The 24,346-nt window shown below is 48.2% G+C and carries 22 protein-coding genes, 2 rRNA genes and 1 riboswitch; of the genes, 1 reads left to right on the top strand and 23 read right to left on the bottom strand.

The window, feature by feature from the left end; translation table 11 throughout:
• Nucleotides 1–23: 23 nt before the first annotated feature.
• The 21 genes from BLQ32_RS18355 to BLQ32_RS18455 all read right to left on the bottom strand — a co-directional run bounded on the left by BLQ32_RS18355 (nt 24) and on the right by BLQ32_RS18455 (nt 23,203).
• Entirely contained in the window at nt 24–1,154 is a 1,131-nt protein-coding gene (locus tag BLQ32_RS18355; protein ID WP_074511613.1) for a CamS family sex pheromone protein, read from the bottom strand.
• 13 nt (nt 1,155–1,167) lie between these two features.
• On the bottom strand, nt 1,168–3,174 hold the full coding sequence (ligA, locus tag BLQ32_RS18360; RefSeq protein ID WP_074511615.1) for an NAD-dependent DNA ligase LigA: 2,007 nt from the start codon (nt 3,172–3,174) through the stop codon (nt 1,168–1,170).
• Nucleotides 3,175–3,189: 15 nt separating this feature from the next.
• Nucleotides 3,190–5,403 (bottom strand): DNA helicase PcrA, encoded by a 2,214-nt coding sequence (pcrA, locus tag BLQ32_RS18365; RefSeq protein ID WP_036805938.1) that lies wholly within the window; start codon nt 5,401–5,403, stop codon nt 3,190–3,192.
• 31 nt (nt 5,404–5,434) lie between these two features.
• Nucleotides 5,435–6,136, bottom strand: a complete 702-nt coding sequence (gene pcrB / locus BLQ32_RS18370) for a heptaprenylglyceryl phosphate synthase (RefSeq protein ID WP_074511617.1) — start codon at nt 6,134–6,136, stop codon at nt 5,435–5,437.
• A gap of 195 nt (nt 6,137–6,331) precedes the next feature.
• Entirely contained in the window at nt 6,332–6,652 is a 321-nt protein-coding gene (locus BLQ32_RS18375) for a YerC/YecD family TrpR-related protein (RefSeq protein ID WP_036805966.1), read from the bottom strand.
• Nucleotides 6,653–6,832: 180 nt separating this feature from the next.
• Nucleotides 6,833–8,521: an adenine deaminase C-terminal domain-containing protein gene (locus tag BLQ32_RS18380; protein ID WP_425312193.1), complete on the bottom strand. Its 1,689-nt coding sequence runs from the start codon at nt 8,519–8,521 to the stop codon at nt 6,833–6,835.
• A 182-nt stretch (nt 8,522–8,703) separates the two neighbouring features.
• Nucleotides 8,704–9,294 carry an N-acetyltransferase gene (locus BLQ32_RS18385; RefSeq protein ID WP_074511621.1) on the bottom strand — a complete coding sequence of 197 codons (591 nt, stop codon included), beginning with the start codon at nt 9,292–9,294 and terminating at the stop codon, nt 8,704–8,706.
• Between the two features lie 209 nt (nt 9,295–9,503).
• Nucleotides 9,504–10,754 (bottom strand): phosphoribosylamine--glycine ligase, encoded by a 1,251-nt coding sequence (gene purD / locus BLQ32_RS18390; protein ID WP_074511623.1) that lies wholly within the window; start codon nt 10,752–10,754, stop codon nt 9,504–9,506.
• A 15-nt stretch (nt 10,755–10,769) separates the two neighbouring features.
• Nucleotides 10,770–12,305, bottom strand: coding sequence for a bifunctional phosphoribosylaminoimidazolecarboxamide formyltransferase/IMP cyclohydrolase (purH, locus tag BLQ32_RS18395; RefSeq protein ID WP_074511625.1), 1,536 nt, complete (start codon nt 12,303–12,305; stop codon nt 10,770–10,772).
• 34 nt (nt 12,306–12,339) lie between these two features.
• On the bottom strand, nt 12,340–12,912 hold the full coding sequence (purN, locus tag BLQ32_RS18400; protein WP_074511627.1) for a phosphoribosylglycinamide formyltransferase: 573 nt from the start codon (nt 12,910–12,912) through the stop codon (nt 12,340–12,342).
• A complete protein-coding gene (gene purM, locus BLQ32_RS18405; RefSeq protein WP_036805982.1) occupies nt 12,902–13,963 on the bottom strand; it encodes a phosphoribosylformylglycinamidine cyclo-ligase in 1,062 nt (353 codons plus the stop codon). The genes purN and purM overlap by 11 nt, the downstream gene beginning before the upstream one ends.
• Before the next feature lie 12 nt (nt 13,964–13,975).
• Nucleotides 13,976–15,397, bottom strand: a complete 1,422-nt coding sequence (gene purF, locus BLQ32_RS18410; protein ID WP_036805985.1) for an amidophosphoribosyltransferase — start codon at nt 15,395–15,397, stop codon at nt 13,976–13,978.
• A complete protein-coding gene (gene purL / locus BLQ32_RS18415; RefSeq protein WP_074511628.1) occupies nt 15,373–17,601 on the bottom strand; it encodes a phosphoribosylformylglycinamidine synthase subunit PurL in 2,229 nt (742 codons plus the stop codon). The genes purF and purL overlap by 25 nt, the downstream gene beginning before the upstream one ends.
• Nucleotides 17,585–18,268 (bottom strand): phosphoribosylformylglycinamidine synthase subunit PurQ, encoded by a 684-nt coding sequence (purQ, locus tag BLQ32_RS18420; RefSeq protein WP_074511630.1) that lies wholly within the window; start codon nt 18,266–18,268, stop codon nt 17,585–17,587. Before purQ ends, purL begins: the two co-directional genes overlap by 17 nt.
• Complete coding sequence (purS, locus tag BLQ32_RS18425) at nt 18,265–18,519, bottom strand: phosphoribosylformylglycinamidine synthase subunit PurS (RefSeq protein WP_053166960.1); 255 nt, start codon at nt 18,517–18,519, stop codon at nt 18,265–18,267. The genes purQ and purS overlap by 4 nt, the downstream gene beginning before the upstream one ends.
• The gene (gene purC, locus BLQ32_RS18430) at nt 18,516–19,232 is read right to left on the bottom strand and encodes a phosphoribosylaminoimidazolesuccinocarboxamide synthase (protein WP_053166961.1); all 717 of its coding nucleotides are present in this window, start codon (nt 19,230–19,232) and stop codon (nt 18,516–18,518) included. The genes purS and purC overlap by 4 nt, the downstream gene beginning before the upstream one ends.
• A gap of 15 nt (nt 19,233–19,247) precedes the next feature.
• Nucleotides 19,248–20,543, bottom strand: a complete 1,296-nt coding sequence (purB, locus tag BLQ32_RS18435; protein WP_036805999.1) for an adenylosuccinate lyase — start codon at nt 20,541–20,543, stop codon at nt 19,248–19,250.
• Between the two features lie 17 nt (nt 20,544–20,560).
• On the bottom strand, nt 20,561–21,685 hold the full coding sequence (gene purK / locus BLQ32_RS18440; RefSeq protein ID WP_053166962.1) for a 5-(carboxyamino)imidazole ribonucleotide synthase: 1,125 nt from the start codon (nt 21,683–21,685) through the stop codon (nt 20,561–20,563).
• Complete coding sequence (gene purE, locus BLQ32_RS18445; protein WP_074511631.1) at nt 21,682–22,170, bottom strand: 5-(carboxyamino)imidazole ribonucleotide mutase; 489 nt, start codon at nt 22,168–22,170, stop codon at nt 21,682–21,684. Before purE ends, purK begins: the two co-directional genes overlap by 4 nt.
• A 140-nt stretch (nt 22,171–22,310) precedes the next feature.
• Nucleotides 22,311–22,410, bottom strand: a riboswitch (purine riboswitch).
• 89 nt (nt 22,411–22,499) lie between these two features.
• Nucleotides 22,500–22,685, bottom strand: coding sequence for an NETI motif-containing protein (locus tag BLQ32_RS18450; protein ID WP_074511633.1), 186 nt, complete (start codon nt 22,683–22,685; stop codon nt 22,500–22,502).
• Nucleotides 22,682–23,203 (bottom strand): DUF2179 domain-containing protein, encoded by a 522-nt coding sequence (locus BLQ32_RS18455; protein ID WP_036806011.1) that lies wholly within the window; start codon nt 23,201–23,203, stop codon nt 22,682–22,684. Before BLQ32_RS18455 ends, BLQ32_RS18450 begins: the two co-directional genes overlap by 4 nt.
• 220 nt (nt 23,204–23,423) lie before the next feature.
• Between BLQ32_RS18455 and BLQ32_RS18460 the strand changes: the two genes are divergently transcribed.
• Nucleotides 23,424–23,984 carry an isochorismatase family protein gene (locus tag BLQ32_RS18460; RefSeq protein ID WP_036806014.1) on the top strand — a complete coding sequence of 187 codons (561 nt, stop codon included), beginning with the start codon at nt 23,424–23,426 and terminating at the stop codon, nt 23,982–23,984.
• 48 nt (nt 23,985–24,032) lie between these two features.
• Here the strand turns inward: BLQ32_RS18460 and rrf are convergent.
• A 5S ribosomal RNA gene (gene rrf, locus BLQ32_RS18465) occupies nt 24,033–24,148 on the bottom strand.
• Nucleotides 24,149–24,208: 60 nt separating this feature from the next.
• Nucleotides 24,209–24,346 (bottom strand): 23S ribosomal RNA (locus BLQ32_RS18470); the annotation flags it as partial.

Genomic DNA, 24,346 nt, shown 5'->3' on the forward strand with positions numbered 1-24,346 from the left:
GGCTCCCCCTATTCCCCTGCAAATTATTCATAAATGTGAACAACCGGTTCTTTTTGATCGGCTTTCCGTAAAATCAGCGCTTCGGGACCATTCGTGGAAGTGACACTGATTTCCACTTCCAGGTTTTCAGGGAAATGTTCCAGCACAAGACCGGTCAAATATTGGCTGAATCCGATCAATTCAGCCGAGCCATAAAACTGGATGGGAATATCCACTTGCATTTTGCGCAATTGGTTTTCCTGGTAGAAGCCTGTTCCAATGACGCTTGTGAAGTTTGAGAAATATTCTTCGACATCCATTTTAAAGTTGCGGAAGGTCGTATCCACTTCCCGGTATTTTTCTTCAGCACCTGACGTTGGAAATACGACGTATTCCTCGTTGACTGGAGTCCAATTCGCAACTTTCCCTTGTCCGCCCGGCGCCACACCGTAAGAAAAATAAGTTCCTGGCGTAATGGCTCCGCGGCTGTTTTGCTTATATAGCCCTACGGTGATGGGCACTTTCGCCATTCCTTCTTTTTCACGTAGGCGTTTCACGATTTCGTTGGCGAGGCGCACCCCTTCTTTTTCGATCTGTGCTTGGGGAATGGCTTCTTCATAGGCAATTTCATTGACCGAATTGTAATAAGTCGAGTTCAAGGCCAAGCCGATTGAAACACCGCCTAAGCGAATCGTTTCCTCATTCGTTTTCACCAAATAATTTTGTTCGACAATATGAGCCAGGATTTCAGCCGGCGGGCGTTCCCCCGCTTTTTTCTGCGCTTCTGAACGCGGATCGGCCGGATTCAATCCTAAGGGATTGTCTTTGCTTGCACGTGAAAGCCATGCATTCGCATCTTCATCCGTTAGCTTCTGGCCTTCCTGAAAATAATAGTCATCCGGTGAAAATTGGTTCTGCGACAATCTCAATAGCCCATTTTCCGCTTCTTTGATATCGTAGCGGGAATTCAGCCGGTTAACGATTTTGCCTCTCGTGGCACTTTGTTTATACGGCAGCAAGGTCCGGTAATACCGGTCATCCAGCTGCATGCTCGGAATGATCGCCGTTTCTGCTGCTTCTTCTTCTGTCTTGAGCACTTCCGTTTCATCCGAATCAGAAGGCACACATCCCGAAAGCAGCAATAAGCTGACCGGAATCCACCATAAGCGTTTCATGTTCCAAATCTCCTCATTTACTCAATTCTTCAATGAGACGTTCTTCGTTCCAAACGTCTACTTTCAGTTCCAACGCCTTCGCCAGTTTTGAACCGGCTTCTTCGCCAGCGATGACCAGATCCGTTTTCTTGCTGACACTGCCGGATACTTTTCCGCCCAGCGCTTCAATTTGGGACTGTGCTTCGCCGCGCGTCAGTTTTTCAAGTTTTCCGGTCAAAACGATTTTCTTGCCGGCAAAGGCATTTGCGCCTTCTTCAACTCGAACGCGTGTCCCTGTATAAGTTAAATTGACGTTTGCTTCCGCTAAACGTTGCATCAATTGCTGAACTTCTTCTGTTTCAAAATACGCCACAATCGAATCAGCCATTTTCCCGCCGATTTCATGGATATTGATGAGTTCATCAAAAGTGGCAGTCATCAATTTCTCTATGCTGCCGAAATGCTCGGATAAAATCCGGGCGCCCCGTTCGCCAACGTGGCGGATGCCAAGGCCGAACAATAAGCGCTCCATCGAATTGCTGCGCGAAGCATCAATTGCCGCTATCAAATTGGAGGCGGATTTTTCCCCCATCCGGTCCAGATTCAGCAATTGCTCTTTCGTCAGTTTGTAGATATCCGAAATATCGGCAATCAAGCCTTCCCGGTATAGCTGCTCGATCACTTTTTCTCCGAGCCCTTCGATATTCATCGCATTGCGCGAAACAAAATGGATCAAACCTTCGGTAATTTGGGCCGGGCATTGCGGATTGACGCAGCGAAGCGCCACTTCTCCTTCGATGCGGATCAATTCGCTTCCGCAGGCCGGGCAATTCTCCGGCATTTCAAATGGCAGTTCGTCTCCCGTCCGCTGTTCGACCAGTGCAGACACGACTTCCGGAATGATATCTCCGGCTTTCCGGATGATGACTTTGTCGCCGATGCGAATGTCTTTTTCGCGGATCAAGTCTTCATTGTGAAGCGAAGCGCGCTGAACGGTTGTGCCCGCTACTGACACGGGATCAAGTATGGCAGTCGGCGTCACGACGCCTGTGCGCCCGACGCTGAGTTCAATGTCGCGGACCGTGGTCATTACTTCTTCTGCGGGGAATTTATAAGCGGTTGCCCATTTCGGGCTTTTCGCTGTAAACCCGAGTTCTTGCTGCTGCAAATAGCGGTTTACTTTGATGACGATGCCATCAATTTCATAAGACAAATCCGCACGCTGCTCTGTCCATTTCTCGATATAAGCCAGCACTTCTTCCACACTTCGGCATACTTGGCGTTCGTTATTCGTTTTGAAACCGAGCGCCTCGATAAACTGCAGCGTTTCTTCGTGCTCGCTCAATCCGTGCGATTCAGCGTCTCCGCCGATGCCATAGATAAAGACATCCAAATTCCGGCTCGCTGCGATTTTCGGATCCAGTTGGCGCAGCGATCCGGCAGCGGCGTTTCGGGGATTGGCAAACAATTCCTCGCCGCGCTCCCCGCGTTCCGCGTTCAATGCGTGGAATGATTTTTTCGGCATGAATACTTCACCGCGCACTTCCAAGGATTCGGACTTCCGCAGTTTCAATGGAATGGTGCGCACTGTACGCAGGTTGACGGTGATATCTTCCCCGACACGGCCGTCTCCCCGGGTCGCTCCCCGGACAAATTGGCCATTCTCATAAATCAGGGATACCGCAAGCCCGTCGATTTTCAGTTCACAGACATATTCAATATTGTCCCCGGCGCCGCTTCGCACGCGGCGGTCAAAATCGCGGATGTCTTCTTCATTGAATACGTTTGATAAACTGAGCATCGGCAAAGCATGCGTCACTTTATCAAAGTTGGAAATTGGTGTGCCTCCGACCCGCTGAGTCGGGGAATCGGGAAAAATCAAATCGGGATACAAAGTCTCGAGTTCGATTAATTCATTCATCAATTGATCGTAAACAGAGTCGGGAACAGCCGGTTTATCAAGCACGTAATAGGCGTGGCCATATCCCCGAAGTTGTTCGTTTAACTCAGTAACGCGTTGCTCTGCTTGTATGCGGTCCATTTGGTTTCCTCCCGATTATTCTTTTTCGATCGGCGCAAATTTCGCCAATAGCCGTTTGATGCCCACTGGGCTTGGGAAGGCAATGTCAAGTTCAGTTTGTTCGCCTTCGCCTTTGACGCTGACCACTGTTCCTGTGCCCCATTTTTTGTGTTTCGCGCGGTCGCCTGAGCGCCATCCGAGTTTGTCGCCGCCGGACGGCTCGTAGGCTGGACGGCTGACAGCGGCCCGTCGTGGGACCTGTCTGTAGCTGGTCGCTGCCCCAGCACGGTGAACCGGTGTTGATTGTTCAATCAGCTCTTCCGATATTTCATTGATGAAACGGGAAGGCATATTGTAATTGCTCTTGCCGAACAAGGTCCGGGACGAAGCATGCGTCAAATAGAGGCGCTGTTCAGCCCGTGTGATGCCGACGTAAGCCAAACGGCGTTCTTCTTCCAATTCGTCGTCGTCGTTGTTTGAACGCGAATGCGGGAAGACGTTTTCCTCGAGCCCGATGATGAAGACAACAGGGAATTCAAGCCCTTTTGCAGCGTGCATGGTCATCAAAATGATCGGTCCGTCCGCATCTTCTTCGTCATCGACGGAATCGATATCGGAAATCAAGGCCAAATCCGTCAAGAAAGCGACCAGTGATTTGTCGTCGCTTTGCTTTTCAAATGCCTGGGTAACCGATAAGAACTCGTTCAAGTTTTCCAGGCGGCTTTCGCCTTCAATGGTTTTATCGATCTGCAGCATGTGTTTGTAGCCCGATTTCTTCAAGACTTCTTCAACCAATTCCGTCACCGACAAATATTCCTGCATTTGCGTAAAGCCATTGATCATATTGCGGAATTCGATTGCCGTCTGTGCCGTTTTTGCCGTCAGTCCCATAAAATCGGCTTCCTGCAAGGCATCCATGATCGTGCGGTCCTGATCGATGGCAAAACGGGCCATGCGTTCAAATGAAGTGGCGCCGATGCCGCGTTTCGGTTCATTGATGATGCGGGCAAGCGACAAGTCGTCATCGTTATTGGCAATCAAGCGCAAATAAGCCAACAAATCCTTGATCTCTTTGCGGTCATAGAACTTCGTTCCGCCGACAATCGTATACGACATATTCGATTTGACGAACATTTCCTCCAGCACCCGCGACTGGGCATTGGTGCGGTAAAGAATCGCAAAGTCCGAGGTTTTGTATCCTTCTTCTTGCATCAGCTTCTGGATGGTCTGGACCACATACTGCGCCTCCTGGCGTTCATCTCCCGCTTTATGGAGTGTAATGGCCGGGCCATCCGCATTATCGGTGCGCAATTCTTTCGGATAGCGGCTCTTATTTTTCTTGATGACATCGTTGGCTGCCTGCAAAATGCGTTTGGTCGAGCGGTAGTTCTGCTCCAACATGATGACTTTTGCATTCGGGTAATCTTTTTCGAACGATAGGATATTCGTGATATCCGCTCCACGCCAGCGATAAATCGACTGATCGGAATCTCCGACAACGCAAATGTTCTTGAATTTGCTCGCTAATTTCTGGACGAGCTGGTACTGGGCATTGTTCGTATCCTGGTATTCATCCACGTGGATATAATGGAATTTGTTCTGATAAAACTCCAATACTTCCGGCACCGTGTTGAACAACGTCAGCGTCGTCATGATCAAATCGTCAAAATCAAGCGACTGGTTCTTTTTCAATCGCTTTTCGTAAGCGGCATAGACATCTGCCACCGTTTTTTCATACGGGTTATGCGGATTCATATTCGCTGCAAATTCCGTTGCGCTGATGCATTCGTTTTTCGATGAAGAAATGGCATTCAGCATCGTACGGGGTTCATATTTTTTCGGATCCAGATCAAGCTGTTTCAAGACATTCTTAATAACGGTCAACTGGTCGGTCGTATCCAAAATCGAGAAGTTCTTGGAAAAGCCAAGCCGGTCGATATCCCGGCGCAAAATGCGGACGCACATCGAGTGGAACGTCGAAACCCACATGCGTTCCCCCGTTCCGTGCCCGAGCAGCCCATCAATTCGGCTGCGCATTTCACGTGCGGCTTTGTTCGTAAACGTAATAGCCAAAATATTGGAAGGGTAAACTTCTTTCTCCAGAACTAAATACGCGATGCGATGCGTCAGCACGCGCGTTTTCCCTGATCCTGCACCGGCCATGATCAGCAACGGGCCATCGGTTGCTTTAACCGCCTGTTCTTGCTCGGGATTCATCCCTTTTAATAAATTCTTTGTAATGATTTCCATTGTGCACCACCTCGAACATCTGTTCTTTTTATTATAGCGACTTGTTATCCGTTTCTGCAACCGCCTGTACGGTTGCCATCGCATTTTCGATATTTTCATAAATCAAGTTGCCGACGACGATCGTATCGGCAAGAGCGGCCATTTCTTTCGCCTTCTCCGGCGAATCGATGCCGCCTCCATAAAACAACCGGGTATTGTCCAGCACGCGGCGGACATCCCGGACCCAGCCGGCATCTCCGTATGTACCGCTGTATTCCATATAAAAAATCGGCAGCCGGAAAAAATGTTCCGCCATTCTCGCATATGCCAGCACGTCATCTAATGTTAGATCGGTTTTAGCCTGCGTCAACTTTGCCGCTTTGCAATCGGGATTTAAAATGCAATACCCTTCCGGAATCAATTCTTCCCAGTCCATAATATCTCCGTATTCCCGGATGGCTTCGTGGTGAAGGCCTTTGACCCATAAGGGATTGTCGCTGTTCAAAACGGTCGGAATGAAATAAAAGTCAAACCCGGGCGTTACCGCTTCAATTGCCGAGACTTCCAGTACAACGGGCACTGTGTAGCGGCGTACCCGCGCCATTAAATCAAGGACATTGTCGAGTGTGACATTATCGCTTCCGCCAATCAAGATGGCATCGGTCCCAGATTCGCAAATTCGTTCCAACTGTTCATCCGAAATGGCTTTCGCCGGATCTAATTTAAAGACATGACGCCATGTTTGAAAGTCCACAATCATCCACCTAACCTTGGTTCTTTTTTCATTACTTTATTATAACAAAAAAACGGGTTTAACCGATAAGTCTACACGCGACTTGTCGGCTAGCCCTCCTTTCAAAAAGAGCGTGAAGCAGAATCCTGCTCTACACTGCTTTGCTGGATTCATTGCAAAAGAGTTGCCGCAATAAATTTGCGGCAACTCTTTTGTTCAGTCTTTTGGCAGTTGAAACGGTTTTTCGTCTGGATACAGACGCCCCAGCATTTCATCGTAGCCGTCATTGCCGTAATTCAGGCAGCGGCGCACACGTGAAATCGTGGCTGTACTCGCACCGGTTTCATTCTTAATTTTTTCATATGTTTTTTTCATTCTCAGCATATGCGCCACTTCCAAACGCTGCGACAGCGATTGGATTTCACTGATGGTGCAAAGATCATCGAAAAAACGATAAGCTTCTTCTTTGTCTTTCAGCGCCAAGATTGCTTCGATCAATTGGTCTGTTTGCGGTCCGCGGATTTTATCCACCTGCATGCAGCTTCACCGTCCTTTCCTTCCTCTTCCTGAGCTGGCTCATCCCATGTCAAAGGCATGAAGAAGCCCGCTTCTCCATGCCCGGTATAAGACATTTAATTTAGAAGCCTGTTTCACTAGTTTAGCACTTTAGCCAAGCAGAGAAAAATAATATGGCTATTCTAAAGCTGCAGCCATTCCTCAGCGCATAAATGCCGGGAACAGGATTTTTTTGTTCATGACATCATAAATCCCTTTTTGCGTAATGCGCACATAAGGCAGATGGGTGGCCTGTAAGAACAATAGCGTATAAACGGCGTCGCCATGCTTATAGCCGCGCTCTTTCAGCGCTTCTTTCAAAGCCGCCTCCTGCGGGATCAATTGCTCCATCGGCAGATCGGACATGCCTCCGCCTATTGGCAGCGGCAGCGTGCAGACATTTTCTCCGTCTTCGATTAAGACGATGCCTCCCTTGATGCGCTTCAGTTCTTCAAAAGCAGCCCACATATCCCGCCGGCTTTTTCCGATCAGGATGATGTCCCCTGTATTGGTATACGAAGAAGCAAATCCGCTGACTCCTGCGGCAAAGCCTTTGATCAATGTATTGACGCGCCATTTCCCATGCCGGTCAACCAGCATCATAAAGCTTTCATCGTGGGCCTTCGACAAATTGCCGTCGTGGGTGTCGACATTGACTGAATAAGGTTTGGTAATCACATCGTTGACCATTTCGATTCCGAAAGGCATGGAGAACTGGAAATCGTCTTCCGTCAAGTCAAATTTCATATCGAGGTCCGGCATAACCGACCAGTCGATCGTTGGAAGCGTATATACTTTTTCACCGTTTTTCTTCAGCCAGACGCCTTTTGAAATAACGCCGGACGGCACTGGATTCTCAATATCATCCAGGATATTCAAGTTCGCCATGCGCCCTGTGGCAATCAAGCCATGCAAGTTCGTTACATTGTAGTAACGGGCTACATTGTAAGACGCCATCATGTAAGCATCAATCGGCGGTACTCCTGCATCCAGTGCAATTTGGATGCACAGATCCATGACTCCGTCCTGATGGAAACCAGGAGTAGAGCCATCCGTTGTCATCATCAGCTTATCGAATACATTCAACTCACGTTCGACAATGCCTTTGAGCAAACTCGGCAAATCCGGGCGGATGGAAGAATGGCGAAGCGTCACGCCGTAGCCGTGCAGCAGGCGCATTTCCACTTCGTCCACCGTCATCGCTTCGTGGTCCCCGTCCGCTCCAAGGAGCCGCATGCGTGCCAAAGTCTTTTCAGAAGCTCCTGGGAAATGGCCTTCAATTTTTTTCAGGCCCAGTTTCGCTTTCTGGATCCAGTACAGCATTTGATCATCGCCTGCCATCAGCTTCGGCCAGCCTGTCAATTCGCCGCCTAACAGAACGTCCGGACGGTCCAGCCATTCTCCGACTGACTTGGATGTGAATAAATGGTCCTCGTTATTCATCTCTGTTTGCGAATCAAAGCGGGTCCACCAATAATAATTAAATGGCAGCTTTCGCAGTTCATCCAGCAATGAAAACGCTTTCTCGTTTTCCAATGCTAAAAACAAAGTCAGGTTGTCTGACAGGAACGTCGTGGTTCCGCCTTGCGCGGCGTAATCAGCAAATGTCTGCGGATTATACAGCTGGTAAGGGTGAACATGAGGTTCTATGTATCCCGGTACAATAAACTTGCCAGTCATGTCTGCAACTTCCGTGTCTTTGCCGATGTTCGGCATTTCTTGTCCTGCGTAAACAATCCGGTCATCCTTGATCCAGATATTTCCGGTCATCCATTTTTTGAATATGCCATGTAAATAGGTTGCATTCGTCAGAACAAGATCCGGCGATGCTTCTTTCGTAATTACCTTCATTTGCTGTCTAATTTCGTTGTTTCTCCATAACGGGTTTACCAAGTGCCGGCACCTTCTCTCTCTTCTCTTATAGATAATATCGTAGCATAATATAGGTTGAAAATACAGATAAGACTGTCAAATATAAGAAGAAGGATTTTAGAAGCAGACACAAAAAATCCACGCGAAGGCGTGGATTTTTCTTATTTCGAAATCGGGTTTGAAAATGGTTCCAAGACGTCTTCTTTGCTTCCCTCATCGAAAGTCAAAACTTTATTGACCCCATCATACGATTCGCCGTAAAAATGAGTGTCTTTGTAAGTGTGGATGTCTTCGTACATTTTCTTCATCGCTTCAAAAATCTCTTCTTCGCTTTCGCCGTTTGGAGCCCAATACAGGATTTCCATTGAGTTTTCCTCGCCCGTTGCCAGTGAGCGGCGGCAGTAGCCAATTGATGATGCATGTTCAAATCCTTCGCGTGCATAGAAACGGAGGCGTTTTTCAGAATCCGTATCTTCGTAATTTACCGGCTCCACTTCAAGGATGATCGGTTTCTTTTTGTCTTTCAGCATTTGCAAAGTCTTTTTGCCAAGACCCATGCCGCGTGATTCTTTTGAAACAAATAGATAATCCACAAAAGAAAAGTTCTCGAATTCAGCATACATCAAGACATGGTATGGCCCTTCGTCTTTATGATACACATTACCTTTTTCTTTCAGCAAAGTCTCCATATGCTCTTTTGATTTCATTTCTTCTACCGGGAAATACTGATTTAATTTTTCGTACCAATTCATTCAATTTGCCCCTTTCATAGTGGGAAAGCCTGTTTGCTTTCATTTCTTCGTTGGCGTACTTGTTCTGGAGTGTACAGGGAGGTATAAGTGGGTAAACGCGTTCCTCAACTTGAATGGTATACCCGTTTTTTAAGAGGAAAAAACAAAAATGGCGTATTTTCTTTCGAAATCTACGCCATTTGCTGTTTATTATTATAACACACAAAAAATTACTTTGCACGCCATCCGATGTCCGACCGGTAAAAAAACCCATCCCATCGGAGCTTATTCAGCTGCTCATATACTTTATCCTGAGCTTGGGCAATGCTCGCGCCCGCTGCAGCAACCAACAAAACCCGCCCGCCGTTTCCAGCGAAGCCGGAATCAATCCGCTTCGTTCCGGCATGCGTTATTTCAACACCATCCAGCCGCTGAAGATCCGGCAGCAGCTGGCCTTTTTCGGCGCTTTCCGGATAGCCTTCCGCTGCTAAGACAACACCTAATACCGCTTGTTCATTCCATTCGAGTTCGAACGGCTTCCCTTTCAGCAAACTATCCATAAACGCACCGAAATCGGATTGCATGCGCGGCAGCACTACTTGCGTTTCCGGATCGCCGAAGCGTGCATTAAATTCAATCACTTTCGGTCCTTGCTCCGTTAAAATGATGCCGGCATATAGGATGCCGTTAAACGGCGTGCCTTCGGCTTCCATCGCTTCAACGGCCGGCACCACAATTTTGGCATATGTCTTTTTCACAACGCTGTCGGAGATTTGGGGCACCGGCGAATAAGCGCCCATGCCGCCTGTATTCGGTCCACGGTCCCCGTCATACGCCCGTTTATGGTCCTGTGAAATCACCATCGGGTAAATCCGGCCGTTCTGAACAAAAGACATGAATGAAAATTCTTCCCCGTCCAGAAATTCTTCTATGACGACACGTGACCCGGAGTCGCCGAATTTCTGGCCATCGAGCATGTCTTTGACCGCAGCGATTGCTTCTCCTTCGGATGCAGCTACGACAACCCCTTTACCTGCTGCTAAGCCATCCGCTTTAATGACAATCGGTGCCCCGTGTTTGCGGATAAAGTCAATCGCCGGTTCCGTTTCAGTGAAGGTCTCGTAAGCCGCTGTCGGAATGTCGTATTTTTCCATCAATTCCTTGGCGAATGCTTTGCTGCCTTCAATTTGGGCCGCTGCTTTCGATGGCCCAAAAATCCGCAGTCCGCGTTCTTCAAAAAAGTCGACGATGCCTGCAGCCAATGGCTGTTCAGGTCCTACGAAAGTGAAATCAATATTCTGCTGCTTCGCAAAATCGGCCAATGCTGAAAAATCCATTTCATCGATTGCCGTGACCGCTGCGTCCATTGCCATTCCATCGTTGCCCGGAGCTGCATAAACCTGTTCTACCGAAGCCGACCGTGAAAATTGGCGTGCGATGGCGTGTTCTCTTCCGCCTCTTCCAATAACCATTACTTTCATCCAACTGCACCTCGCTTAGTGTTTGAAATGGCGAACCCCTGTGAAGACCATTGCGATGCCGTGTGCATTGGCCATATCGATTGATTCCTGGTCTTTTTTCGATCCGCCCGGCTGGATGATTGCTTTGATGCCAGCTTTGGCAGCAGCTTCGACCGTATCGGACATCGGGAAAAAGGCATCAGAAGCCATGATGGCGCCTACGGCTTTTTCTCCGGCTTGTTCCAACGCGATTTTTGCAGAACCTACGCGGTTCATCTGTCCCGCACCGATCCCTACTGTCATATCCGAATTAGAGACGACAATGGCATTCGACTTGACGTGCTTGACGACACTCCAGCCAAGTTTCAGCGCTTCAAGCTCTGCGTCAGTCGGCTGGCGTTCTGTTGCAACTTGAATCTCAGCGTCTTCGTAGCCGAACGTATCCGGCTGCTGGACAAGCAAGCCGCCTTCTACGGTAACAGTATTCCATTTATCTTGTTTGGTGCCGTCAAACAGAATCGTCAACAAGCGGATGTTTTTCTTCTGCGTCAAAATTTCCAAGGCCTCTTCCGAAAACGCAGGTGCAATAATGATTTCAAGGAAAATGCCGGCCAGTTGTTTAGCTGTTTCCGCATCGACTTCCCTGTTCAATGCCACAATGCCGCCAAAAATCGAAGTGGAATCCGCTTCGTAGGCTTTTGCAAATGCAGCAGAAATCGTTTCTCCCGTGCCGACGCCGCAAGGATTCATGTGCTTGACCGCAACTGCTGCCGGCATCTTGAATTCCTTAATGATCTGAAGGGCTGCATTTGCATCCTGAATATTGTTGTACGACAGTTCCTTGCCATGCAATTGCTCGGCACTCGCAATCGAAAAGTCTGAGCCAAGCGGACTGCGGTAGAAAGCCGCTTTTTGATGCGGATTTTCGCCGTAGCGAAGCGGCTGCTGCAATTCATATGTAAGCGTCAATTGATCCGGGTATTCTTCACCGGTCAAATCTGTGAGGTAATTAGAGATGTAAGAGTCGTAAGCTGCAGTATGGCGGAAAACTTTCGCTGCTAAACGGCGTCTTGTTTCGGGAGTTGTAGCGTTTTGATCACGCAATTCACTGGTGACGATTGCATAGTCCTCAGAATCGACAATAACCGTGACATACGCATGGTTTTTGGCTGCAGAACGAAGCATCGTCGGACCGCCGATATCAATGTTTTCGATGGCATCTTCAACTGTGACATCGGGCTTTGAAATGGTTTCGCGGAACGGATACAAGTTGACGCAAACGATATCAATCGGGGATATGCCGTTTTCAGCCATTTCACTTTGATGCTGGGCATCATCATGTTTTGCCAAAAGGCCGCCGTGGACTAAAGGATGCAGGGTTTTAACGCGTCCGCCCAGAATTTCGGGGAATTTCGTAATTTCATCAACGGCAGTAATCGAAACGCCGTTTTCTTCCAAAAAGCGTTTTGTTCCGCCTGTCGACAAGATTTCATAGTCCATCTTTTCCAGTTCTTGCGCAAACTCCAAAATGCCTGATTTATCCGATACACTTAGCAAAGCTCTTTTTCTCACGTTAAGTCCTCCTATAAAATACTGCAGATGTGTACTACTTGTTAAATAATCGCTGCAAGGTTGCAGGATACAACTGATGTTCAATCGCATGGATTTCTTGTTCGACCGTTCCCCGGTCCCGTCCGTTTATGGCAAAAGATTGCTGGGCGATGATTTGTCCGGTGTCCATGCCGGCATCGACGTAATGCACGGTAACGCCCGCCGTTTCCACTCCGGAAGCCATCGTTTGGCCAATGGCATCTTTTCCCGGAAAAGCAGGCAAAACGGAAGGATGGATGTTGAGGATCCGGTTTTCGTACGCTTCCAGGAGCACAGGCCCAATCAGCCGCATATAGCCGGCCAGCACAATCCATTCTACGCCTAAGCTTTGCAGTTTCTCCTTCAGCATTTCTTCATATGATTGCTTTGAATCGTATTCTTTCGGGACAAAGGCAAAAGAAGCGATGCCCGCTTTTTTTGCCCGCTCCACGACAAAAGCTTTTGGGCGGTCCGTTACAACAAGCGCCAAGTCTGCTTTCAGCTTCCCTGCTTGAACTGCATCCGCAATCGCTTGAAAATTAGAGCCGTTTCCAGAAGCGAAAACGGCAATTTTGGGTTTATTGTTCATCGAGAGTTCCATCCTGTTCGCCTTTGAATTGCACACCGGCTTTGGCAGATACTTTGCCAATCACATAGGCTTGTTCACCGCTTGCTTCAGCCGACGCCAATACTTGTTTGACGTCTTCCGGAGCTACAGCCAGCACAAAGCCAATCCCGGTATTGAATACCGAAAACATGTCGCGGTCTGTCAATGAACCTTTTTCTTTCAGCATTTCAAAAATGCGCAAAACCGGCCAAGCGCCGAGCTCAATTTCAGCGCCCAAGCCTTCCGGCATCATGCGCGGCAAGTTTTCGATAAAGCCGCCGCCAGTCACATGCGCCATGCCATGGACTTCTGTGTCCTTGGAAATCGCTGCTACGGTTTTCGCATAGATTTTCGTCGGCGTAAGCAATTCATTGCCAAGGGGGCCGAGGTCTTCAAAGCCTTCAATAATTCCATCAAGCTGAAAATGGTTCTGGTCAAAAACAATATTGCGGACAAGCGAATAGCCATTTGAATGGATGCCGCTTGAAGCAAGACCGACCAAAACATCGCCCTGCCGGATCTTTTCGCCTGTAACGATGGCCGACTTTTCCGCAGCGCCTACTGCAAACCCGGCAATGTCGTATTCTTCCACTTCATAAAGCCCGGGCATCTCGGCTGTTTCACCGCCGATTAATGCTGCTCCGGCCTGTACACAGCCATCTGCAACGCCTTTGACAATCTGTTCGATTTTCTCCGGAACCGCTTTGCCGACTGCAATATAGTCAAGGAAAAACAGCGGCTCTGCACCTTGTGCTACGATATCGTTGACGCACATCGCCACACAATCAATGCCGATGGTGTCGTGGCGGTCTGCCATAAAAGCCAACTTCAATTTCGTTCCGACTCCGTCCGTTCCGGAAACAAGAACCGGTTCTTTCAAGTTCAGCTCGGATAAATCAAACATGCCGCCGAAGCCGCCGAATGCACCCAGCATGCCTTTGCGTGCTGTCCGTTCCACATGAGATTTCATGCGGTTTACCGCTTCATAGCCTGCTTCGATATTCACGCCTGCCTTTTCATATGCTTTTGACACACCGGTTCCCCCTTATTTCACTTTCTCTTTTTCATGCGGCAATACCGTATCCGGGTAAATATGGGTCGGATATTCGCCGGTAAAACAGCCTAAACAATGTCCGCAGCTGGAACCCGGATCAGTACGGCCGATGTTTTGCACCATGCCATCCACTGATAAAAATGTCAACGAGTCGGCACCGATGATTTCACGCATTTCTTCTATCGTGTTGTTCGCTGCAATCAACTCGCCTGAAGTGGAAATATCAATGCCGTAAAAACACGGGCTCTTGATAGGCGGCGAACTGATGACCACATGGACTTCCGTCGCTCCCGCTTCTTTCAGTAACTTGACGATGCGGCGGGAAGTCGTCCCGCGGACGATGGAATCATCGACCATAATGACGCGCTTGCCTTTAACGACTTGGCGCACCGGCGACAACTTCATTTTGACGCCTTGCTCGCGAAGATCCTGCGAAGGCTGGATAAACGTCCGGCCGACATAGCGGTTTTTAATCAGGCCCAGTTCATAAGGAATGCCGCTTTCTTCTGAAAAGCCGATCGCTGCCGAGATGCTTGAATCGGGAACACCCGTCACGACATCCGCATCAATCTGTATTTCTTTTGCCAGCTGTTTGCCGAGGCGCTTGCGGGCTGCATGTACATTAATGCCGTCAATGTCCGAATCGGGACGCGAAAAGTAGACATATTCCATCGTGCAGATCGAGCGTTCCTGCGGATAAGCGAAACGTTCAGCCCGCAGACCCTCGTCAGTAATCACCAAAAACTCACCTGGTTCAACCGAGCGGACAAATTCTGCCCCGATGATATCAAAAGCACAAGTTTCGGATGCTACAACCCACGCATCGCCGAGCTTCCCAAGAGACAAGGGGCGCAGGCCGTTCGGGTCAAGCGCGACATACATCGCCTCTTCTTTCAAGATCAAACAGGCAAATGCACCTTTTAATAACGACAAAGCATTTTTTGCCTGTTCTTCAAACGTCGCATAGCCGCTCCGCTTGATCAGATGCGCCAGCACTTCCGTGTCCGAAGTGGTTTGGAAAATGCTGCCTTGCCGTTCCAGGTGGCTTTTCAAGCTATTGGCATTCACCAAGTTGCCGTTATGCGAAATCGCCAGGCTGCCGGTTGTGGAATTGAAGAGCAGCGGCTGCACATTTTCAATGCCGCTGCCGCCGGCTGTGGCATACCGGACGTGTCCAATAGCACCAGTGCCGGCAATGGCATCGATTTTCTCCGGCGTAAACACTTCACTGACCATGCCCTCGCCTTTTAACGCTTTCAGGTAATTTTTATCCGTCGAAACAATCCCTGCGCCTTCCTGGCCTCTGTGCTGCAAAGCGTGCAATCCGTAATAGGTAAGTTGAGTCGCATTCGCGTGGCCCCAAATTCCAAAGATGCCGCATTCTTCATTTAAGCTTCTGATTTCAGCAAGCATGGGATAGCTCCTTTCCAGGCTGAGCGAAGCGTTTCGACTGAATCATTGATCCATACCGCACCGTCTTCACTTCTTATCACTAAATCTTGAGTGTTGGTGACTGTGCCAATTCGTTTGGCATCCGTGACAGCTTGTTCAAACGCTGCTGCATGTTCCGGAGAAACGGTAAGGATAAACCGGGATTGAGATTCACTGAATAGAGCCGTAGTCGCAGCACCGGAAAGTGTCACATCAATTCCCACTCCGTTGCCGAATGCTTTTTCTGCCAGTGCGACGGCAACGCCGCCTTCTGCTACGTCATGGGCGGATGCTACCAGACCGCTCTGGATGGCTGACAAAATCTGCTCCTGGCGCTTCGCTTCAACAGCTAAATCAATGGCAGGCGCCTTGCCGAAAATGCGCCCTTCGACCATTTTCTGGAGTTCACTGCCGCCGAATTCGGTGAAGCTTTCACCAATCAAGTAAACCAAGTCGCCGGCATTTTTTGCATCCTGGGTCGTCACATGGGACAAGTCTTCCACTAAGCCGACCAAGCCGATGGTCGGCGTGGGGTAAATCGCGGTGCCGTTTGTTTCATTATATAAAGAGACGTTTCCGCCAATGACCGGTGCATCAAGAATCGTACAGGCTTCCGACATGCCGTCTGCCGCTTTTTCCAGCTGCCAGAAGATTTCCGGCTTTTCCGGATTTCCGAAGTTCAGGCAGTCCGTAATGGCCAATGGTTTTGCACCGGATACCACCACATTGCGCGCTGCTTCCGCTACGGCAATTTTCCCGCCGGTTTCCGGATCCAAGTAGATATAACGGGAGTTGCAGTCTGTCGTCATGGCCAGGCCTTTGTTCGTGCCGCGCACGCGGATGACTGCCGCATCCGATCCTGGGCTCACAACTGTGCTCGTGCGTACCTGATGGTCGTATTGGTCGTAAACCCATTCTTTCGAAGCAATCGTCGGCTGTTTCAATAAAGCCGTCAGCGTTTCGCCGTAGTTTTCCACTTTCGGTTCCACGTTGTCCATTTGCTGATACTCGTTAAAATAAGCAGGCACACTGGATGGTTTGTGGTAAACCGGTGCGTCTTCTGCCAATGCATCAACCGGCACTTCTGCCACCACTTCGCCTTTATGCAATAAACGCAGCGTCGAATCGTCCGTTACCGTACCGACTGTCACCGCATCCAATCCGTACTTCTCAAACAGTTCCACAATTTCAGGTTCGCGGCCTTTTTTCACAACAATCAGCATGCGTTCCTGTGATTCAGACAACATCATTTCATAAGCCGTCATGCCCGTTTCGCGCTGAGGTACATGGTCCAAATCCATTTCAATGCCGGAACCGGCTTTTGAAGCCATTTCAGCCGAAGAGGAAGTCAGCCCTGCCGCACCCATGTCCTGGATGCCGACCAGTGCATCGGATTTCACAAGTTCCAAACACGCTTCAAGCAATAGTTTCTCCATGAACGGATCTCCAACTTGCACCGCCGGGCGGTTATCGCCCGATGATTCCGTCAATTCTTCCGAAGCAAATGTCGCGCCGTGAATGCCGTCGCGCCCTGTTTTTGCGCCGACATACATCACCGGGTTGCCGACTCCTGAAGCGATCCCTTTTTGAATATCTTTATGATCAATCAACCCGACACACATTGCATTGACGAGTGGATTGCCATCATAGGAATCGTCAAACTGGACTTCGCCGCCGACTGTCGGGATGCCGATGCAGTTGCCGTATCCTGCGATCCCGGCTACCACTTCTTCAAACAGGTATTTCACGCGAGGCGTTGTGAGCTCCCCAAAGCGGAGTGAGTTCAACATCGCGATCGGGCGTGCGCCCATTGAGAAAACGTCGCGGATAATGCCCCCGACCCCTGTCGCTGCGCCTTGGTAAGGCTCAATCGCTGATGGATGGTTATGGGATTCCATTTTAAAGACCACTGCCTGGCCATCCCCAATATCCACAATCCCAGCGCCTTCGCCAGGTCCCTGAAGGACGCGCGGCGCTTTTGTCGGGAATTTCGAAAGAACCGGTTTGGAGTTTTTGTACGAACAATGCTCCGACCACATGACCGAGAACAAACCCGTTTCCGTGTAATTCGGTGTTCTGCCTAAAATGTTTTCCACCATCGCAAACTCTGCATCGGATAATCCCATTTGCTGATAGATTTTCTGCTCTTTGATTTGCTCAGTATTTGGCTCAAGCATGACTGACATTTGCTTCCCTCCACTGTTTCACGATTGATTTAAATAATGCCAAGCCGTCGCTTCCGCCGATCAGTTCGGACACTGCACGTTCCGGATGCGGCATCATGCCAAGCACATTGCCCCGTTCATTGACGATTCCTGCTATGTTGTTGCGGCTGCCGTTAAAGTCATCCGCATAAGAAAAGACGATCTGATTGTTTTGTTTCAGCTGCTCGTAAGTCGCATCATCGCAATAGTAGTTCCCTTCGCCATGTGCGATCGGAATCTGGATTTCCTGGCCTTCTACATATTCATTGGTAAACAGTGTGTTGGCATTTTCAACTTTCAAGCCGACTGTCTTGCACATGAATTTCAAGTTCTTGTTGCGGAGCAAAACGCCGGGAAGCAGGCCCGCTTCCGTCAAAATCTGAAAACCGTTGCAGATGCCGAGAACCGGCTTGCCCGCTTCCACCGCTTTTTTCACTTCATCCATTACGGCTGAAGATTGGGCAATCGCGCCGCAGCGCAAGTAATCGCCATACGAAAATCCGCCCGGCAATAAAATTCCGTCGTAACCGCTCAAATCTGTTGAATCGTGCCAAACGTACTCTGCTTCTTCACCAAGTTCATCCTTGACCGCGTGGTACATATCCAAGTCACAATTGGATCCAGGAAATACGATTACTGCGAATTTCATTGCGAGACAGCCTCCTCAATTTCGAAACGGTAATCTTCAATCACCGTGTTCGTCAATAACTTTTGGCACATTTCATTTACAAGTGCATCAACATCGCGTGCGTCGTCTGAAATCATCAGTTCCAAGTATTTGCCGATCCGGACATCTTCAACTTCCGCGTAGCCCATTTTATGAAGAGATCCCATTACTGCAGACCCTTGCGGATCCAATACGCTTTCGCGCAAAGTGACGTAGATTTTTACTTTTTTCATGAATGTTGTCCTCCCAGTTTAGCTAAAATGAGTTCGTACGCATCCGTTAAATTGCCGAGGTCCCGGCGAAATACATCTTTATCCAGTTTCTGTTTCGTTTTGGCATCCCATAGGCGGCAAGTATCCGGCGAGATTTCGTCTGCCAATAAAATACGTCCTTCGTGGTCACGGCCAAATTCAATCTTAAAGTCCACCAAATCCACGCCCACTTCTTTAAAGAAGCCGATCAGCACTTCATTGACCTTCAGTGCTTTTTCACGCAGTTCCTGCACTTCTTCCGTAGATGCCAATTCCAGCATTTCTATATGGTCTTCTGTAATGATTGGATCTCCCAGTGCATCGTCTTTGTAATAAAATTCAACGATTGGACGCTTCAGGACCGTTCCTTCTTCCAAACCGAGGCGCTTGGCCATACTGCCGGCCACGATATTCCGGGTCACTACTTCAACCGGAATGATCGCGACCTGCTGTACTAACTGTTCATGGTCAGACAATTGTTTAACGAAATGGGAAGCAATGCCCGCTCCCTGCAATCTTTCGAAAATCAATGAGGTAATTTTATTGTTCAGCATGCCTTTGCCGGCGATTTCGGCTTTCTTTTCGCCGTTAAAAGCTGTTGCAGAGTCTTTGTATTCCACCCATAAAATATCTTGTTCGTCCGTTGCATATAAGCGTTTTGCTTTTCCTTCGTACAATAGCTGACCTTTTTCCATGTTCAGAGCCCCCGTTTAGTTTAATCCAAGTCGGTTGAAAATCATGTCCACTTGCTGCAAGTGATGGTTATAGTCAAAGCAATCGTCCAATTCTTCTTTAGACAATTGAGAAGTGATCGTGTCGTTTGCTTCCACGATTTTACGGAAATGCGTCTGGTTTTCCCACGCCTCCATCGCACACGGCTGCACCGTATCGTAAGCTGCTTCACGCGCCATGCCTTTGTCGATCAAAGCCAATAGCACACGCTGCGAATAAATCAAGCCAAGCGTTGAATCCATGTTGCGCTTCATGTTTTCCGGGAAGACCGTCAAGTTTTTCACGATATTCGAGAAGCGGTTCAGCATATAGTTCAACGCAATCGTGGCATCCGGCAAAATCACGCGTTCTGCTGAAGAATGCGAAATGTCGCGTTCGTGCCAAAGCGATACGTTTTCATAAGAAGTGACCATGTATCCGCGGATCAAGCGTGCAAGGCCCGTCATGTTTTCAGATCCGATCGGGTTGCGCTTATGCGGCATCGCCGACGACCCTTTTTGTCCTTTTGCAAAAAACTCTTCCACTTCGCGCGTTTCCGATTTTTGCAGGCCGCGGATTTCTGTCGCGAACTTCTCAATCGATGTCGCAATAAGTGCCAGTGTGCTCATATACTGCGCATGGCGGTCGCGCTGCAAAGTTTGAGTTGAAATCGGTGAAGCGGCAAGTCCCAGCTGTTTGCAGACATATTCTTCAACGAACGGGTCGATATTCGCATACGTTCCGACAGCGCCGGACATTTTGCCTGTTTCAATCGTCGCTGCTGCTGCTTCAAAACGCTCCAGGTTGCGTTTCATTTCTTCATGCCACAAGGCCAGTTTCAAACCGAATGTGGTTGGCTCTGCGTGAACTCCGTGTGTGCGGCCCATCATGACCGTCATTTTATGTTCTTTGGCTTTATTCGCCAAAACTTCGATGAAGTTGTTCAGATCTTTGCGGATAATTTCGTTTGCTTGTTTGATCAAATACGACAATGCCGTATCCACCACATCTGTAGAAGTCAGGCCGTAATGGACCCATTTGCGTTCTTCGCCGAGCGTTTCCGATACGGCCCGTGTGAACGCCACCACATCGTGGCGGGTTTCTTCTTCAATTTCCAGAATGCGGTCTACTGAGAAGGAAGCGTTCTGGCGGATTTTCGCCACATCCTCTTTTGGAATGTCTCCAATTTCAGCCCATGCTTCACATGCTAAAATTTCCACTTCCAGCCAAGCGTTGTAGCGGTTTTCATCTGTCCAAATTGCGCCCATTTCAGGCCGTGTGTAACGTGCGATCATAATTCAAGTTCCTCCAATTATTCCGGCCAGATGCCGGATTCGTCGATTTCTGTCAAAGTCCTTTTCAGGTCTTCCGTTAATATTGTAACATGGCCCATTTTGCGTTTATGCTTGGCTTCGTCTTTGCCGTACAAATGAACCGACCAGTTCGGGTAATGCGAAATTTTCGAAGTCAACGGGGCTACATGCTCCCCGAGAATATTCACCATGACCGTATCCGCCCACAGTTTCGGTTTTCTTAGCGGCCACCCGCAAATGGCCCGGACATGCTGATGAAACTGGGAAATATTCGTTCCTTCTATTGAATAATGCCCTGAATTATGGGGACGGGGTGCAAGTTCGTTAACAATGATCCGCCCATTCTCCAGAACGAACATTTCCACCGCCAAAGTGCCAACCATATTCAGATGGCCAGCGATTTTCTCTGCCGCTTCTTTCGCCTGTTGGATCGTCGCTTCCTTTACCGGTGCCGGTACAATGGTTTGATGAAGAATATGGTCTCTGTGGATATTCTCCCCGATTGGCAGGATCGTCATTTCGCCGTGCACATTGCGCTGAATAATAACCGAGATCTCTTTTGTGAATTCAATGAATGCCTCCGCAACACAGTCGCCATTTTGGAAAAGCGGTTTTGCCAACGGCAGCTCTTCTTTCGATTTCACTGTCTGCTGGCCCTTGCCGTCATAGCCGCCTCTTGCTGTCTTTACGACGAAAGGAAATGATAATTCACTGCTTTTTTGTTCCAGTTCTTCATAAGACGATGCCGTTACATAATCAGCAATCGGTACGCCTGCTTCCGAAATTGCCTGCTTTTCAAAAATGCGGTCCTGTGTAATCCGGATCAATTCAGACCCTTGCGGAACATATGCGATTTCTGTGAGCTTTTCCAAGCCTTCCACATCTATGTTTTCAAATTCATAGGTGATGACATCACTTGCTTCAGCCAGCTCTTCTAATGCATGCATATCATTATAAGGTGCAACGATTTGAACATCGGCCACTTGGCCAGTTGGCGAATCCATTGCCGGATCCAATACCGCAATTTTAAAACCTGCCTCTTTAGCCGCCAGTGCCATCATGCGGCCTAGCTGTCCCCCGCCAATAATGCCAATCGTTTGTCCGGGCAAAATCATTTTTGTCATATTAAATCACCTGTACTTGTTAAGACTTCTGCGTGCGTTCGATCTCTTCTGTCCTGCAATGCCTCGGCAGCCTGCGCATCTGTTGTTCCAAGGATCTGGGCAGCAAGAAGGCCTGCGTTAATGGCTCCTGCTTTGCCAATTGCTACGGTTGCAACAGGTACGCCGCCAGGCATCTGCACGATGGATAACAGTGAATCCAATCCGTTCAGCGCTTTTGATTGGACAGGAACGCCAATGACCGGGAGGGTTGTTTTTGCTGCTACCATTCCGGGCAAATGAGCAGCTCCGCCTGCACCTGCAATGATGACATGCAATCCCTTTTCTCTCGCTTCTTCTGCATAAGAAAACATCAAGTCGGGAGTCCGATGAGCAGAAATTACTTTCTTTTCATAAGCAATGCCCAGTTCATCCAATACGTCACATGCATGCTTCATCGTTTCCCAATCACTTGAACTTCCCATTATCACGCCGATTTTTGGATTCATTTCAAAATCTCTCCTTTAAAACAAATAAAAGCCCTCAAGTAAACTGTTCACATTACGTGAAAAGCAGTTTACTTAAGGACTTTTTAATAAGACGAATTAGTAAATGATGCCGCAAATAAGCCCATTTTTCGCCACGTATCCATTAAGTTGCTTTCCCGCATAGTCCAGACATTCCGGTGTCTTGGTAGAAACGCAGAAGCCAATTCCTCTGCATATATGGGGTATCCTCAATTATCATAACAAGATAGAAAGAGTGCGTCAACTATAAAGTCGAACGATTACTTATTTGCATATTCCATTGTTCGGTTTTAATAAGGGTTTAACCGTTATTACTCCATTTTTGTTCCTTTAAATTTCACAATTTGCCGAATTGGAACCGGTTTGCCGTCAACCTCTTCGAACAAAGGCTCTTCTTTCCGGCCAACTGCCATATAACCATCCTGGTTCATCCTTTGCAGGCAGGCATCCATGGTTTCGTTTTCGGCAACCTCAAACCAGACCGTTTTTTTGCTCATTTAAACAACTTTCCTTTCCGTACTTGTTTCACCCAGAAACCGCCATGAATCGTTTTTGGTTCATAGGCAATGATAAAAGCTTTCGGATCCAGTTCTTGAATCGTTGCATATAATTGAAGCTCCATTTTACGAGGCGTCAAAATTTGCATCGACTGGCGCCCGCCTTCCATCCCGTTGGCAATCCAGTCCGTAACCCCATATCCTTTTTCCCGCAGTTTTGCGGGAAGCAATTGATCAACTTCACTGGTAATAACATTTACCGTAATGTAGCCGAGAGCCAATTTCTCTTCAATCTTCGATCCAACAATAACGCCTGTACCGAAACCGATTGCATAGGCAATTAGATTTTGAATTTGATCTAAATTATCCAATACCAGTCCTAAACCTACTATATAAATAACCGTTTCTACCATACTTACCATTGCAGCGCTATAACGATAGCCTTTCAGCGTCAAAATCATACGTATTGTCAAAAACGCAACATATACGACATTAATAGAGAAAATAATAAGAATCATCAACCACGGATTAAAATCCACTTTTTGCACCCTTTCTTACTCGCTTCTAAAGTTCCATGTCTCATACTAGTAGATATGAACAGTGAATGCAAGACAGAGAATGTCAGTTTCCCATTATATAGAAGGAATCCATTCTTATCGAAAGGATTTTCAACATATGCAGCGAACTATTTATTTAATGAAAGTTGCGAAACCATTCTTGAGTAAAGGGGAGTTGCCGATGAATCAGGCACTTATCGTAATTGATGCCCAGCAGGCCCTTATTGACGGAACCCAGTCCGAGCCGGAAGTTGTGAATAAACAACAGCTAATCCAGACAATCAATGATGTGATCAACAAAGCGAAAGCGGTTTCCGTTCCCATTGTCTTTATACGCGACTTAGATGTAGCAGAGGGCCAGGGTGCTGGTTTTCAAATCCATCCCGACATTGACTCTTCTAACCCTGCCGCAATATTTGATAAAAAAGCGACCAATGCTTTTTATCAAACCCCTTTGCTGAATTTTCTGCAGGATCAGCATATTGAGCACATTGTCATTATGGGATGCAAGACAGAATTCTGCATCGACACAGCTGTCAGAACTGCCACTATTAATAAATTCGATGTCACCTTAATTCAGAACGGTCATTCGACAACCGATTCACCGATACTAAAGGCAGAAGAAATTATTGCCCATCATAACCGGGCACTTCATGGACATGACAATGTCGACCATTTCTCCTTAGTCCGAAACAGCAGCGAGGATATTTTTGTTCCGATCCACAACAACTATCGCGAATAAACACAAAAAAGCCGCCGCCGGAAATACCGGCAACAGCTTTTTTTCTTGGCCCAGCAATGTCCTACTCTCACAGGGGGAAACCCCCAACTACCATCGGCGCAAAAGAGCTTAACTTCCGTGTTCGGGATGGGAACGGGTGTGGCCTCTTTGCCATCATCACTGGACTATTTTTCTTGAGTGCTTGCGCCCTCAAAACTGGATATGCGACATTGAAAACAACGGTGTTGGTTAAGTCCTCGATCGATTAGTATTCGTCAGCTGCACGTGTCGCCACGCTTCCACCCCGAACCTATCTACCTCATCGTCTTTGAGGGATCTTACTTGCTTGCGCAATGGGAAATCTCATCTTGAGGGGGGCTTCG

It is taken from the genome of Planococcus glaciei (assembly GCF_900099655.1).
GTDB lineage: Bacteria > Bacillota > Bacilli > Bacillales_A > Planococcaceae > Planococcus > Planococcus glaciei.

Coding starts and splice junctions, on each gene's coding strand:
- BLQ32_RS18355 (WP_074511613.1), bottom strand. CDS start 1,154: ATGAAACGCTTATGGTGGATTCCGGTCAGCTTATTGCTGCTTTCGGGA.
- ligA (WP_074511615.1), bottom strand. CDS start 3,174: ATGGACCGCATACAAGCAGAGCAACGCGTTACTGAGTTAAACGAACAA.
- pcrA (WP_036805938.1), bottom strand. CDS start 5,403: ATGGAAATCATTACAAAGAATTTATTAAAAGGGATGAATCCCGAGCAA.
- BLQ32_RS18375 (WP_036805966.1), bottom strand. CDS start 6,652: ATGCAGGTGGATAAAATCCGCGGACCGCAAACAGACCAATTGATCGAA.
- BLQ32_RS18380 (WP_425312193.1), bottom strand. CDS start 8,521: ATGAAGGTAATTACGAAAGAAGCATCGCCGGATCTTGTTCTGACGAAT.
- BLQ32_RS18385 (WP_074511621.1), bottom strand. CDS start 9,294: ATGAATTGGTACGAAAAATTAAATCAGTATTTCCCGGTAGAAGAAATG.
- purD (WP_074511623.1), bottom strand. CDS start 10,754: ATGAAAGTAATGGTTATTGGAAGAGGCGGAAGAGAACACGCCATCGCA.
- purN (WP_074511627.1), bottom strand. CDS start 12,912: ATGAACAATAAACCCAAAATTGCCGTTTTCGCTTCTGGAAACGGCTCT.
- purF (WP_036805985.1), bottom strand. CDS start 15,397: ATGCTTGCTGAAATCAGAAGCTTAAATGAAGAATGCGGCATCTTTGGA.
- purL (WP_074511628.1), bottom strand. CDS start 17,601: ATGTCAGTCATGCTTGAGCCAAATACTGAGCAAATCAAAGAGCAGAAA.
- purQ (WP_074511630.1), bottom strand. CDS start 18,268: ATGAAATTCGCAGTAATCGTATTTCCTGGATCCAATTGTGACTTGGAT.
- purS (WP_053166960.1), bottom strand. CDS start 18,519: ATGAAAAAAGTAAAAATCTACGTCACTTTGCGCGAAAGCGTATTGGAT.
- purC (WP_053166961.1), bottom strand. CDS start 19,232: ATGGAAAAAGGTCAGCTATTGTACGAAGGAAAAGCAAAACGCTTATAT.
- purB (WP_036805999.1), bottom strand. CDS start 20,543: ATGATCGCACGTTACACACGGCCTGAAATGGGCGCAATTTGGACAGAT.
- purK (WP_053166962.1), bottom strand. CDS start 21,685: ATGACAAAAATGATTTTGCCCGGACAAACGATTGGCATTATTGGCGGG.
- purE (WP_074511631.1), bottom strand. CDS start 22,170: ATGAATCCAAAAATCGGCGTGATAATGGGAAGTTCAAGTGATTGGGAA.
- BLQ32_RS18450 (WP_074511633.1), bottom strand. CDS start 22,685: ATGAGCAAAAAAACGGTCTGGTTTGAGGTTGCCGAAAACGAAACCATG.
- BLQ32_RS18455 (WP_036806011.1), bottom strand. CDS start 23,203: ATGATTCTTATTATTTTCTCTATTAATGTCGTATATGTTGCGTTTTTG.
- BLQ32_RS18460 (WP_036806014.1), top strand. CDS start 23,424: ATGAATCAGGCACTTATCGTAATTGATGCCCAGCAGGCCCTTATTGAC.